Here is a 12389-nt window from a genome sequence, read left to right as displayed (position 1 = left end):
ACCCGGGCGGATCGCATAGCGCGGGCTGGTTGGATGGGGCGCAGGAGGCTCCATGAACGACACCCGTCCCGCCCAGATCGCCGCACCCGTGTGGCTCGGCGTCGTGCTCATCATCACCGGCCTCCTCGGCCTGCTCGGGGCGTTCTCGCTCTCGGTCGAGCGCATCGAGCTGCTGCTGCACCCTGAGGAGGCGCTCGGGTGCGACCTGAACCCGTTCCTCACGTGCTCGGGCGCGATCGAGTCCGACCAGGGTGCCGTCTTCGGCTTCCCCAACCCGTTCCTGGGCCTCATGGCGTTCCCGGCTCCGATCATCATGGGCGTCCTCACCCTCGGCCGCGTCGCGATGCCCCGCTGGGTGTGGACGATCTTCTCGATCGGCGTGCTCGGCGCGATCGTGCTCGTGCTCTGGCTCGCGCAGCAGTCGATCTTCGTGCTGGGCTTCGTGTGCCCGTGGTGCTTCCTGGTCTGGCTCGCGATGTACGCGATGGCGTTCCCGCTCTGGACCTGGGCGTTCGGCGCCGGCGCGCTGCCGGCGCCCGCCGGCCTGCGACGCGTGGCGGCGCGCTACTCGGCGTGGGGCTGGGTGCTCTCGCTGACGCTCGCGGTGATCCTGGTCGTGACGATCATGATCGCCCTCCCCGGCATCCCGCGCTTCCTCTTCGCCTTCTAGCCCTCCGTCTACGTCGAGCTTCCCCGAACTCCGGGTTTCGGTCGTCGAGACCCGGAGTTCGGGGAAGCTCGGCGGATGGGGGTCGGGGCGGATCCGCCGGGTCGGGTCAGGCGAACCAGAGCGCGAGCTCGCGCGCGGCCGACTCCTCGGAGTCGGAGCCGTGCACGAGATTCTGCTGCACCTTGAGGCCCCAGTCGCGGCCGAGGTCGCCGCGGATCGTGCCGGGGGCGGCGGTCGTCGGGTCGGTGGTGCCGGCGAGCGAGCGGAAGCCCTCGATCACGCGGTCGCCCTCGAGGCGGATCGCGACGGACGGGCCCGAGAGCATGAAATGCACGAGCGGTTCGAAGAACGGCTTGCCGCGGTGCTCGTCGTAGTGCTCCTCGAGCAGCGCGCGCTCGGGCTGGACGAGCTTGAGGTCGGCGACGACGTAGCCCTTGGCCTCGATGCGGGCGAGGATGGCGCCGGTCAGCTGGCGCTGGACGCCGTCGGGCTTGATGAGGACGAGGGTGCTCTGCATGCCGCCAGCCTACCGAGCCGCTCACCGACTCCTGTGAGCGGTCGCCCCGGCACGTGAGCGGTCAGGTGCCCGGGGCTCCCCGCGGGTCGAGGCCCTGCGCGCGCCGCTGCCGCTCGATCTGGCGCGCCTTCACGAAGCAGTAGATCCACAGCCCCACGAGCACGATCGCGACGACGCCCCACACGGGCTCGAACCAGGTGAGCGCGACGACCGCGGCCTGCGTGACGAGGCTCGCGATCCAGCCCCACGGATGGCGCAGCAGCGGCATCGTCGCGATCAGCAGCACGCCGACGACCGCGAAGGCGAGGGGTCCCGGCCAGTCGCGCGTCACACCCCAGACGGCGAGCGCGCCGAACGCGATGCCGGCGGTCTGCAGGCCGTGCACGACGCGCAGCAGCGACTCCATCGCGCCGCGCGCCGGGCGCTGCCGCGGGCTCACGACTGCTCCTCGTCGGTGATCTCGACGGTCGCGGCCTGGCGGCGCGCATCCGGGCGGCGCAGCCACCCCTGCTCGCGCGCGTGCCCGAGCACGTCGCCGAGCAGCGTGATCGAGCCCGTGACGACGACGGCGCCGTCGCGGTCGGCGGCCGCCTCGCGCGCGGCCTCGACAGCGGTGCCGAGCTCCGGCTCGACGAGCACGCGGTCGGCGCCGAGCACGGCGACCGCCTGCGCCGCGAGGTCGTCCGCGGGCAGCGCGCGCTCCGACGTCGACTGCGTCACGACGAGCTCGTCGATGACGGGCTCGAGCTCGGTGAGCACGCCCGTGACGTCCTTGCCGACGAGCACGCCGAGCACGAGCGTGACCTTCTCGAGCCCGAACACGTCGCCGAGCGCAGCGCGCAGCGCGCGGGCGCCGTGCGGGTTGTGGGCGGCGTCGAGCACGACGAGCGGATGCGCACCCACCACGTCGAGGCGGCCGGGCGACGTCGCGGCGGCGAAGCCCTCGGCGAGCACCTGTGCGGTGAGCGGCTGCGACCCGCCGCCGAGGAACGCCTCGACCGCGACGAGCGCGAGCGCGGCGTTCGCGCCCTGGTGCGCGCCGAGCAGCGGCACGAGCTGGTCGATGTACTCGGCGGCGAGGCCGCGGACCGTGATGAGCTGCCCGCCGACCGCGACGGTCTGCGACGCGAGCGCGAAGTCGCGGCCCTCGACGAGCAGACGCGCGCCCACCTCCGCGGCGCGCTCCTCGAGCACCGCGAGCGCCTCGGGCTCCTGCGCGGCGGAGACGGCGATAGCGTCGGGCTTGATGATGCCGGCCTTCTCGCGCGCGATCGCCTCGACCGTCGTGCCGAGCCGGTTCGTGTGGTCGAGCGCGACGGGCGTGATGACGGCGACATCGCCGTCGGCCACGTTCGTCGAGTCCCAGGTGCCGCCCATGCCGACCTCGAGCACGGCGACGTCGACCGGCGCATCCGCCATGATCGCGAACGCGAGCACCGTGAAGGCCTCGAAGAACGTCAGCCGCCGCTCCCCCGCCGCCGCGAGCTCCGCGTCGACGAGGTCGAGGAACGGCGCGACGTCGTCGTAGCCGCGCGCGAACGCCTCGTCGCTCACGGGCTCGCCGTCGATCGCGATGCGCTCGTTCACGCGCTCGAGGTGCGGGCTCGTCAGCAGCCCCGTCCGCAGGCCGTGCGCGCGCAGCAGCGCATCCGCGATCCGCGCGGTCGAGCCCTTGCCGTTCGTGCCGGTGATGTGGATGATCCGGAACGCCCGCTGCGGGTCGCCGAGCAGCTCGACGGCACGACGGGTCGCCTCGATGCGGGGCTCGACGGCCTGCTCCCCCGCACGCTCGAGCAGCGCCTGATAGGCGGCCTCGGCCGCCTCGCGGTGCTCGAGCGACTCGAGGATGCGGTCGTCGATGCTGCCCTGGTCGTCGCTGCCCTGGTCGGCGGTCAGGTCGGTCATGCGGCCACCTTCTCGATCGTGATCGCGAGCGGCGACCCGTCGCCCACGCGGTGCGCGGTGCGGCCGTCGGCCAGCTCGCCCATGGTGTCGTCTATGCGATCGACCGAGAGCTCGGTCGCGAGCGTCTCGGCGGCGACGAGCGCGCGGTTCGCCTCGAGGGCGGCGACGCCGTGGGCGTCGGACCCGAGGGCGAGGCGGATGCGGTCGGAGACGTCGAGGTCGGCCTCCTTGCGCGCCTGCTGCACGGCGCGGACGACGTCGCGCGCGAGGCCCTCCGCCTCGAGCTCCGGCGTCGTCGCGGTGTCGAGCACCACGAAGCCGCCGGTGGGCAGGAAGCCCACCGCCGCCGTCTCGTCGGCGACCTCGAGCGCGAGCTCGAACTCGCCCTCCTGGAGCGCGATGCCGCCGGCGACGACGGTGTCGCCGTCGGCCGTCCAGTCGCCCGCGCGCGCGGCCTGGATCGCGCGCTGCACGTCCTTGCCGAGGCGAGGGCCCGCGGCGCGCGCGTTGACCTGCAGCCGGCGGGAGATGCCGTAGCGCTCGAGCGCGTCGGGGCCGGCGGCCTCGAGCACGACCTCGCGCACGTTGAGCTCGTCCTGCAGCACGGCGGCGAACGGCGCCACGTCGACGTCGCCGACGACGGTGAGCGTCGGCAGCGGCAGCCGCACGCGCTTCCGCGCCTGCTTGCGGAGCGCGTTGCCGACGCTCGCGATCGCGCGCACCGCGTCCATCTGCGCGACGAGCTCGGCGTCCGCCGGGAGGTCCGCGGCATCCGGCCAGTCCGTCAGGTGCACCGAGCGGCCGCCGGTGAGGCCCTTCCAGACCTCCTCGGTGACGAGCGGCGAGAGCGGGGCGGCGACGCGCGTGAGCGTCTCGAGCACCGTGAAGAGCGTGTCGAACGCCTCGCTCCCCGAGCCATCCTCCCGCACGCCCTGCCAGAAGCGGTCGCGCGATCGGCGCACGTACCAGTTGGTCAGCACGTCGATGAACTCGCGCACGGCGAGCGTCGCGCCGGTCGCGTCGAGCCGCTCGAAGGCGGCGGTCGCCGTCTCGACGGTCTCGCGCAGCTTCGCGAGGATGTAGCGGTCGAGCACGTCGGTCGACGTCGTCGAGCGCTGCGCGAGGTACGGCTGCCCGCCGCGCGCGCGGTTGGCGTAGGTGGCGAAGAAGTACCAGGTCGACCACAGCGGCAGGTGGAACTGCCGCAGCGCCTCGCGGATGCCCTCCTCCGACACGATGAAGTTGCCGCCGCGCAGGATCGAGCCCTGCATGAGGTTCCAGCGCACCGCATCCGACCCGTAGGTGTCGAACGACTCGTTCACGTCCGGGTAGTTGCGGCGCGACTTCGACGCCTTGAACCCGTCGTCGCCGAGGATGATGCCGTGGCTGATGACGTTCTCGAACGCCGGGCGGCCGAAGAGGGCGACCGAGAGCACGTGCATGACGTAGAACCAGCCGCGCGTCTGGCCGATGTACTCGGTGATGTAGTCGGCGGGGCTGTGCTCCTCGAACCACTGCTCGTTCTCGAACGGGTAGTGGAACTGCGCGAACGGCATGGAGCCGGAGTCGAACCAGACGTCGAGCACGTCGGGGATGCGGCGCATCGTCGAGCGGCCGGTCGGGTCGTCGGGGTTCGGGCGCGTCAGCTCGTCGATCGCCGGCCGGTGCAGGTCGGTCGGGCGCACGCCGAAGTCGCGCTCGAGCTCGTCGAGCGAGCCGTAGACGTCGACGCGCGGGTGGTTCGGGTCGTCGCTCTTCCAGACCGGGATCGGGCTACCCCAGTAGCGGTTGCGGCTAATCGACCAGTCGCGCGCGCCCTCGAGCCACTTGCCGAACTGGCCGTGCTTGACGTTCTCGGGCACCCAGTTGATCTGCTCGTTCGCGGCGAGCAGGTCGTCCTTGATCTCGGTGACGCGCACGAACCAGCTCGAGACCGCCTTGTAGATGAGCGGGTTGCGGCAGCGCCAGCAGTGCGGGTACGAGTGCACGTACGAGGCCTGGCGCAGCACGCGGCCGGCGTCCTTGAGCAGCTTCGAGAGCGGCTTGTTCGCCTCGAAGACCTGCATGCCCGCGACCGGCGCGACCGCGTCGAGGAAGCGGCCGCCGTCGTCGACCGAGAGGATCGTCGGGATGCCCGCGGCGTTCGACACGCGCTGGTCGTCCTCGCCGTAGGCGGGCGCCTGGTGCACGATGCCGGTGCCCTCGCCGGTGGCGACGTAGTCGTCGACGAGGATCTGGAAGGCGTGCTCGGTGCCCCAGACGTCCGCGTCGGCGTAGAAGTCGAAGATCGGCGCGTAGCGCACGCCCGCGAGCTCGGCGCCGGCGAGCGTGCGCGTCGCGGCGTCGACCGCGTCCTCCGCGGAGTCGTAGCCGAGGTCCTTGAAGTAGCCCGCGATCGTCGCGGTCGCGAGCAGGAAGTCGCCGTCCCCGGCGGTCGTGCCCTGCGGGCCGGCGGGCACCACCGAGTACTCGACCGCGGGGCCGACCGCGAGCGCGAGGTTCGTCGGCAGCGTCCACGGGGTGGTCGTCCAGGCGAGCGCCTTGACGCCCGTGAGGCCGAGCGCATCCGCCGCCTCGCCCTCGAGCGGGAAGGTGACGGTGAGCGTGGTGTCCTGGCGGTCCTGGTAGACGTCGTCGTCCATGCGCAGCTCGTGGTTCGACAGCGGCGTCTCGTCGCGCCAGCAGTACGGCAGCACGCGGTAGCCCTCGTAGGCGAGGCCCTTGTCGTGCAGCGCCTTGAACGCCCAGATGACGCTCTCCATGTAGGTGATGTCGAGGGTCTTGTAGCCGCCCTCGAAGTCGACCCAGCGCGCCTGGCGGGTGACGTAGTCCTCCCACTCGTCGACGTAGCGAAGCACCGACTCGCGCGCCCGAGCGTTGAAGACGTCGACGCCCATGGCCTCGATCTCGGCCTTCTCGGTGATGCCGAGCTGCTTCATCGCCTCGAGCTCGGCCGGCAGGCCGTGCGTGTCCCAGCCGAACACGCGCGGCACCTGCTTGCCGCGCATGGTCTGGAAGCGCGGGAAGACGTCCTTCGCGTAGCCGGTGAGCAGGTGGCCGTAGTGCGGCAGCCCGTTCGCGAACGGCGGGCCGTCGTAGAAGACCCACTCCTCGCAGCCCTGGCGCTGCTCGAGGGAGGCCTTGAAGGTGCCGTCGCCCTTCCAGAAGGCGAGGATGCCCTGCTCGATGGCCGGCAGGTCCGGGCTCGCGGCGACGCTGCGCTGGCCGCTGTTGCCGGCCTCGGTGGTGAGCGGGTATCGGCTCTGCTCGGTCACGCTGGGTCTCCTGCATCCTCGGAACTGTCGGATGCGGGGACGCTCTCGCGCGGTACCACCCCGCTTGCGGCCCGCACGCGGACCGCCGCTTCGTGCTCGGGCTGTGACGGGCCTGCCCCGTTCGGATCTACTGGGCGTCGCCGCCGTTCTCCCGACCGCTCCCCGGTGATGGCCGGATCGATGCGTGTGCCCCGATCCTACCGGCTCTCGCCCCGCAGCGCGACGCTGCCGGCGCTCACCTGCACGTCGATCGTGGCGCGCGCATCCGCGTCCTCGTCGACGTCGATCGTCGCGTCGCCCGCCGAGACGTCCTGCGTCACGGCGTAGTCGCCGGCGGGGATCCCGAGCTCGATGCTGCCCGCGCTCACCTCGGCGTCGATCGATGTCGGCTGCTCGCCGGTGAGGGCGCCGATGATGCGGCCCGCGCTCACGTCGAGCACGACGGCGCCGGGGGTCGCGAGGTCGAGCCGGGCCTCGCCGGCGGAGACCTGCAGGCCGAGCGACTCGGCGTCGCCGGCGAGGTCGATGCTGCCGGCGCTCAGGCTCACATTCGCGGTGCCCCAGGTCGCGTCGGCCTCGAAGCTGCCGGCGGCGACGTCGGCCGCGAGGTCGAGCCCCTCTCGCTCGAGCCCGGCGGGCAGGGTCAGCACGACGTGCTCCTCGCCGCCGCGGCCGCCGAACCAGCCGCCGAAGCCCCACCAGCCCCAGCGGCGGTCGGTGTCGACGCGCAGGGTCGCGCCGTCGCGTTCGAGCCGCCACCGCTGCACGGGGCCGCCGTCGGTCGAGGCGTCGAGCCGCGCCTCCGCGACGTCGTCGAAGCGCACCTCGAAGCCCGCGGCCGCGCTGTCGATGCGCAGCGCCTGCACGCCGTCGGCCGACGCCGTCCACGACTGGCTCGTCGGGCTGTGTGCGGCGACCCCGCGGATGACACCGCCGCCGACGGCGAAGACGAGGCCGATCGAGCCGAGCACGATCAGGATGATGCTGATCCACCGGCCGGGCCGGGTGGAGGTGGTGGGGATGGTCATCGGATGCCTCCGGGCTGGTCGTTCGGTCGGTGCGAGTCGTGGTCGGTCGGCGCGTCGAGGTGGGCGAGCACGGCGAGCACGCGGCGGTTGCCGTCCTCGGGCTCGAGCTCGAGCTTCTGGAACACCGCCGAGATGTGCTTCTCGACGCTGCCGGCCGAGACGTAGAGGCGGTCGGCGATCGTCTGGTTCGACGACCCCTCCGCCATGAGGGCGAGCACCTGCCGCTCGCGGGGCGTGAGCCGCTCCATCCGCGCGTCACGCCGGCGGCGGGCGAGCAGCTGGCTCACCACCTCCGGGTCGAGCACCGTGCCGCCCGCGGCGACCTGCTCGACCGCGCTCAGGAAGTCGCGGATGTCGGCCACGCGGTCCTTGAGCAGGTAGCCGAAGCCCGACGGGCCGCTCGCGATGAGGTCGGCGGCGTAGCGCTCCTCGACGTACTGCGAGAGCACGAGCACCCTCGGCCGGTCGCCGCGCGAGCGGATCCCGATCGCGGCGAGGATGCCCTCGTTCGTCCTGGTCGGCGGCATCCGCACGTCGAGGATGGCGAGGTCGGGGTCGGTGGCCGCGATCGCGGCCTCGAGCGCGCTCGCGTCGGGCAGCTGCGCGACCACGTCGTGGCCGGCGTCGGTGAGGAGCCTCGCGATGCCCTCGCGGAGGAGCACGCTGTCCTCGCAGATCAGGATGCGCACGGGACCGTCACCTCGATCGCGGTCGGGCCGCCTGCGGGGCTCGTGAGGGTGAGGGTGCCCCCGACGCCCGCGACGCGGTGCGCGAGGCCGTCGATGCCGCCGCCGATCTGGCGCTCGGCGCCGCCGATGCCGTCGTCCTCGATGCGCGCCCAGAGGGTCGCGACGCCGTCCTGCATCTGCCGCGTGCGGATCGCGACCCGGATGCGGCTCGCCCTCGCGTGCTTCTGCGCGTTCGTGATGGCTTCGGCGATCGCGAAGTAGACGGCGGTCTCGGCGTCGCGGGAGCAGCGGCGGTCGAGCCGCGCATCCACTTCGACGGGGATGGGGCTGCGGGCGGCGAGCGCCGAGATGGCGGCGTCGAGGCCGCGGTCGTCGAGCACGGCCACGTGGATGCCGCGGGCGAGCTGCCGGAGCTCGGTGACCGCCGACTTCGACGAGGCGTGCGCCTCCTCGATGAGCGCCTTCGCGCCCTCGGGGTCCGCCTCGATGCGGTCGCGGGCCATGCCGAGCTGCATCGCGATCGAGACGAGCCGGGGCTGCACGCCGTCGTGGAGGTCGCGCTCGATGCGGGTGCGGTCGAGGTCGGCGGCGCGCACGGCGCCGTGGCGGCGGTCGCGCTCCTCGCGAGCCTCCTGCTCGAGCCGCTCGCGGTCGTCGGGCACGAGCAGGCCGAGGGTGACGTTGCGGTGCGCGATGGCCAGGCCGACCGTGCCGGCGACGCCGGCGGCGAGGGCGAGGATGCCCAGCAGCGGCGCCCACTCGACGGGGACGGCGAAGCTCGTGAGCGGCACGGTGACCGTCTCCGCGGCGCCGAGGCCCGCGAGGGCGAGCGGCACGCCGATGCCGACGAGGCCGAGCAGCGGCAGGGTGATCGCGCCGAAGATGCTCGCGAGGAAGAAGCTGAGGAGCGCCCGCCAGTGCTGGCCGTCGGAGACGATGCGCAGCAGGCGGTGCGGCACCCGGAGCCAGTCGGTGCGCGGCGAGCGGCGCCAGACGGCGGCGGGCACCGGTGCGCCGTAGAGGCCGGCGATGCGCTCCCGCTCGAACCACGCGACGGCGAGCATCGCCAGCATCGCGAGCGCGAGCAGCAGGAAGCCGACGAGCACGACGAGCGTGGCGATGCCGCTGGCCGTCAGCACGGCGATCGTGGTGAGGATGGGGAGCCCCAGCGACCCGAGGAGCGCGAGGTGCGCGACGGTCGCGAGGATGGTGCCGGTTCGTTGCATGGCTCCACGCTAGGACTGGCGGGAGCGCCCGGTACGGCGGCTGTCCGGAAGCCTTGCGGGGGCTATCCCCCAGCCTCGCCGGTCGAGCCGCACGGCCGCCCCGGCGGCCGCGCGAGTCGAGGCAGAGCGCGCCGACCGGCTCGACCGGCAGATCCCGGCTCCAAAGCCCTCACCGATACCCTCGCCCCATGATCGACACCCGCATCCGCACCGCCGCCGCAGCGCTCGTCCTCGCCGCCGGCCTCGTCGTGAGCGGCTGCGCGAGCGCCCCGACGCCGAGCCCGACGGCGACGGCGACGGCAGACGCGGCGACCCCGACCCCCGAGCCGCAGACGCAGGCGCAGCAGTGCGCGCAGCTCATGACGGACGTGCAGGGCATCGCCGCCGACGTGCCGCGGGTCGGCGAGCTGCTCGGCACCGACCCCTTCGGAGCGCTCGCGCTCGTCGGCGACATCTCGAACCGGGTCGGCGACCTGCACCTGCGCGTGACCGACCCCGAGCTCGTGCAGCGCATCGAGCAGATCCAGGCCGGCTGGGACGCGATCGTGCAGGATGCCCAGGAGTCGCTCGGCTCCGGCGACGTGACGGCGATCGAGCGCGTCAGCGCATCGCTCACCGAGCTCGGCCAGCAGGTGTCCGACCTGCAGCAGCTGTGCACGGGCACCCCGTGAGCATCCACCGCGCGGGCACCCACGGCACCGCCGCCCGCGCTCGCCGTGCGGGCCTCGTCGTGCTCGCCGCGCTGGCGATGAGCGGCTGCGTGATCCTGCCGCCGCCGCTGCCGACGCCCGCGCCCCCGGCGCCGACCGCCGCCGGACCCGCCCCCTCGCGGTCCGCGGCCGAGCCGGCGCCCAGCGGATCCGCGCCGACCCGGCCGAGCCCGTCGCCCACCCAGACCCAGCCCACGGAGCCCGCGCCCACCGAGCAGGCGCCCGAGCTGCCGGAGCCGACGGCCGAGGAGTGCGCCGCGGCCGACCAGGCGCTCGCCGCGATCGTCACCCGCTCCTCGCAGGTGCTCGACGCCGTGCCCGCCGACGGCGAGCCGGACTGGGCCGCCGCCGACGCCGTGGTCGCCGAGCTGCCGGTCATGCGCGACGCGTTCATCGCACAGACGACGAGCGTCGCGCTCGCCGAGAGCTTCCGCGAGCTCGACCAGCCCATCGTCGACATGACCGAGGCGGTCGGCACCCGAGACAGCCTGGTCGTGACGCTCTCGTCGGCATCGGTGGCCTTCGCGGCCCCCGCCGCGCTGCTGCCGTGCGCGGGCATCCTCTGATCCCGCCCCTACGCTGAGCGCATGGCCGCTCCCCTGCTCGCACTCCTCGACGGCACCATCGCCGACGTGACCTCCCCGCTCGTGCGGGCCGACGACCTCGGCGTGGTCCGCGGCGACGGCGTGTTCGACGCGACCCTCGTCCGGCGGGGCGCCGACGGCGCGCCGCACGTGCGCGACCGCGAGGCGCACCTCGACCGGCTCGAGCGCTCCGCCGAGATCCTGCAGCTGCCCGCGCCCGACCGGGCGGGCTACCAGCGCGCGATCGACGCGCTCGTCGCGGCGTGGGACTTCGACGCCCGCCCGGAGGCGCTCATCCGGCTCGTGCTGACGCGCGGTCCGGAGTCGGGTGGCGACCCGACCGCGTTCGCGCTCATGGCGCCGCTCGCGGGGTCCGCGGTCGAGGAGCGCGAGCGCGGCATCGCGATCACGCTGCTGGGACGCGGCCACGACGGCGACGAGGTCGCGGCGATGCCGTGGCTGCTGCCCGGCGCGAAGAGCCTGTCGTACTCGATCAACATGGCGGCGAAGCGGCATGCCGTGCAGCACGGCTTCGACGACGTCGTCTTCGTCGCGCCCTCGGGCCGGCTGCTCGAGGGACCCACGTCGACGCTCGTCATCGACCGCGGCGGGAGGCTCCTGACGCCGTCGCAGGACGGCATCCTCGCCTCGATCACGCTCGAGCACCTGATGCGCGACGCACCGCATGCCGGGCTCGAGGTGGCGTTCGCGGCGCTCGAGCCGGCCGACCTGCTGTCGGCCGATGGCGCATGGCTGCTCTCCTCCGGGCGACTGCTCGCCGCCGTCACGAGCGTCGACGGCGAGCCGCTGCCGCGCTCGCCGCTCGATGGTGAGCTGCGCCGCATCCTCGACGTCTGAGGCCGCGGCCTCAGGCCGTCTGCGTCAGGACAGTGCCGCGACCTGCGCCCGGACGAGGGCGGTGACGGCCTCGGTCGGCGCGCCCTCGTGGACGACCGCGATGAGGATGGCGCCGTCCGCGGCCGCGTCGACCACGAGCGCGGCGCCATCGCCCGAGAGCACGGCAGCCGCCGCGAGCGTGGGGCTGCCACTGCCGAGCGTGCCGTCGGCGGTCACGACGCCCTCGCAGGCGACGCCCAGCGCCTGGATCGCGGCGACGGCCGCCTGCGCGGCGGCCTCGCTCGGGTAGCGCACGACCACGAGGTCGATGGGAGCGCCGGGCGCAGGGTCGGCGTGCAGCGTGGCGGATGCCGCTTCGAGCGCCTGACCGTCGACCGCGTCGGCGGCGCTCGCGCAGCTGCCGGTCGCCGACCGGGCTGCCGCGACGTGCGGCAGGGCGACGGCGGGCGCGATGGCGCCGGGCGGCGCCGCCTCGACCCAGGCGGCGGTGCGGGCACCGGTGGCGTCAGCCCACTCGAGCGGTGCGAGCGCCGCGGCGCGCGGGAGCAGGGCGACGAGCGAGGTGAGCTCGGGCGTGGGCGAGGCCGACGGCGTCGGTGATGGCGACGGCGGTCGCGACGGAGCCGGAGTCGCCGGCGGCGGCGTCTCCCGCGACTCGGGCGGCGTCGCGCTCGGCCGGAGCGGCGTGTGCCGCGCCGTCGGCGCCGGGGGCTCCGGCACGCCGATCGGCGGAGAGAGCGAGGGCCGTGGCTGCGCGACCGCGACCGGCGCCTGCGTGACGAGCGGCGGCGGCGACACCACGGCGACCGGCGGCGGCTCAGCCGGCAGGGCGCAGCCCGCGAGCGCCGCGCCGGCCAGCAGGGCGGCGGCGGCCATCACCGAGCGAGGAGGGCGCCACACGAGCACCATGATGCGCCCCGACGGCGC

12 protein-coding genes are annotated in these 12389 nt (G+C 74.1%); 4 read left to right on the top strand and 8 right to left on the bottom strand.

Annotated elements, in window-relative coordinates; all coding sequences use genetic code 11:
* The first annotated feature begins 52 nt into the window (after positions 1-52).
* On the top strand, positions 53-670 hold the full coding sequence (locus tag EDD26_RS10690) for a vitamin K epoxide reductase family protein (protein WP_123697695.1): 618 nt from the start codon (positions 53-55) through the stop codon (positions 668-670).
* A 106-nt stretch (positions 671-776) separates the two neighbouring features.
* Here EDD26_RS10690 and ndk read toward each other — a convergent pair whose 3' ends face one another.
* From ndk to EDD26_RS10655, 7 genes are all read right to left on the bottom strand, one after another.
* The gene (gene ndk, locus EDD26_RS10685) at positions 777-1187 is read right to left on the bottom strand and encodes a nucleoside-diphosphate kinase (protein WP_123697694.1); all 411 of its coding nucleotides are present in this window, start codon (positions 1185-1187) and stop codon (positions 777-779) included.
* 61 nt (positions 1188-1248) lie between these two features.
* A complete protein-coding gene (locus EDD26_RS10680; RefSeq protein ID WP_123697693.1) occupies positions 1249-1626 on the bottom strand; it encodes a M50 family metallopeptidase in 378 nt (125 codons plus the stop codon).
* Positions 1623-3092, bottom strand: a complete 1470-nt coding sequence (locus EDD26_RS10675) for a bifunctional folylpolyglutamate synthase/dihydrofolate synthase (RefSeq protein ID WP_123697692.1) — start codon at positions 3090-3092, stop codon at positions 1623-1625. Before EDD26_RS10675 ends, EDD26_RS10680 begins: the two co-directional genes overlap by 4 nt.
* Positions 3089-6367 carry an isoleucine--tRNA ligase gene (ileS, locus tag EDD26_RS10670; protein ID WP_123697691.1) on the bottom strand — a complete coding sequence of 1093 codons (3279 nt, stop codon included), beginning with the start codon at positions 6365-6367 and terminating at the stop codon, positions 3089-3091. The genes EDD26_RS10675 and ileS overlap by 4 nt, the downstream gene beginning before the upstream one ends.
* Positions 6368-6564: 197 nt before the next feature.
* Complete coding sequence (locus EDD26_RS10665; protein WP_123697690.1) at positions 6565-7395, bottom strand: DUF4097 family beta strand repeat-containing protein; 831 nt, start codon at positions 7393-7395, stop codon at positions 6565-6567.
* On the bottom strand, positions 7392-8084 hold the full coding sequence (locus EDD26_RS10660; protein ID WP_123697689.1) for a LuxR C-terminal-related transcriptional regulator: 693 nt from the start codon (positions 8082-8084) through the stop codon (positions 7392-7394). Before EDD26_RS10660 ends, EDD26_RS10665 begins: the two co-directional genes overlap by 4 nt.
* Positions 8072-9310 carry a sensor histidine kinase gene (locus tag EDD26_RS10655; RefSeq protein WP_123697688.1) on the bottom strand — a complete coding sequence of 413 codons (1239 nt, stop codon included), beginning with the start codon at positions 9308-9310 and terminating at the stop codon, positions 8072-8074. Before EDD26_RS10655 ends, EDD26_RS10660 begins: the two co-directional genes overlap by 13 nt.
* Before the next feature lie 188 nt (positions 9311-9498).
* On the opposite strand from EDD26_RS10655, the gene EDD26_RS10650 reads away from it, so the two are divergent.
* The 3 genes from EDD26_RS10650 to EDD26_RS10640 are packed head-to-tail and all read left to right on the top strand — an operon-like array spanning position 9499 to position 11462.
* Positions 9499-9981 carry a hypothetical protein gene (locus EDD26_RS10650; RefSeq protein WP_123697687.1) on the top strand — a complete coding sequence of 161 codons (483 nt, stop codon included), beginning with the start codon at positions 9499-9501 and terminating at the stop codon, positions 9979-9981.
* Complete coding sequence (locus EDD26_RS14755; RefSeq protein ID WP_170165617.1) at positions 9978-10586, top strand: hypothetical protein; 609 nt, start codon at positions 9978-9980, stop codon at positions 10584-10586. Before EDD26_RS10650 ends, EDD26_RS14755 begins: the two co-directional genes overlap by 4 nt.
* Positions 10587-10607: 21 nt before the next feature.
* Entirely contained in the window at positions 10608-11462 is an 855-nt protein-coding gene (locus tag EDD26_RS10640) for an aminotransferase class IV (protein WP_123697686.1), read from the top strand.
* 24 nt (positions 11463-11486) lie between these two features.
* On the opposite strand, the gene EDD26_RS10635 is transcribed toward EDD26_RS10640, so the two are convergent.
* Positions 11487-12371: a hypothetical protein gene (locus EDD26_RS10635; RefSeq protein WP_148058733.1), complete on the bottom strand. Its 885-nt coding sequence runs from the start codon at positions 12369-12371 to the stop codon at positions 11487-11489.
* Positions 12372-12389 lie beyond the last annotated feature (18 nt).

It is taken from the genome of Agrococcus jenensis, from assembly GCF_003752465.1.
Lineage (GTDB): Bacteria > Actinomycetota > Actinomycetes > Actinomycetales > Microbacteriaceae > Agrococcus > Agrococcus jenensis.
This window is presented reverse-complemented; position numbering and strand designations above follow the sequence as displayed.

Excerpts from the sequence above, each read along its gene's own strand:
- EDD26_RS10650 (WP_123697687.1), top strand. The coding sequence starts at position 9,499 with ATGATCGACACCCGCATCCGCACCGCCGCCGCAGCGCTCGTCCTCGCC.
- EDD26_RS10655 (WP_123697688.1), bottom strand. The coding sequence starts at position 9,310 with ATGCAACGAACCGGCACCATCCTCGCGACCGTCGCGCACCTCGCGCTC.
- EDD26_RS10665 (WP_123697690.1), bottom strand. The coding sequence starts at position 7,395 with ATGACCATCCCCACCACCTCCACCCGGCCCGGCCGGTGGATCAGCATC.
- EDD26_RS10690 (WP_123697695.1), top strand. The coding sequence starts at position 53 with ATGAACGACACCCGTCCCGCCCAGATCGCCGCACCCGTGTGGCTCGGC.
- EDD26_RS10635 (WP_148058733.1), bottom strand. The coding sequence starts at position 12,371 with ATGGTGCTCGTGTGGCGCCCTCCTCGCTCGGTGATGGCCGCCGCCGCC.
- EDD26_RS10675 (WP_123697692.1), bottom strand. The coding sequence starts at position 3,092 with ATGACCGACCTGACCGCCGACCAGGGCAGCGACGACCAGGGCAGCATC.
- ndk (WP_123697694.1), bottom strand. The coding sequence starts at position 1,187 with ATGCAGAGCACCCTCGTCCTCATCAAGCCCGACGGCGTCCAGCGCCAG.
- EDD26_RS10640 (WP_123697686.1), top strand. The coding sequence starts at position 10,608 with ATGGCCGCTCCCCTGCTCGCACTCCTCGACGGCACCATCGCCGACGTG.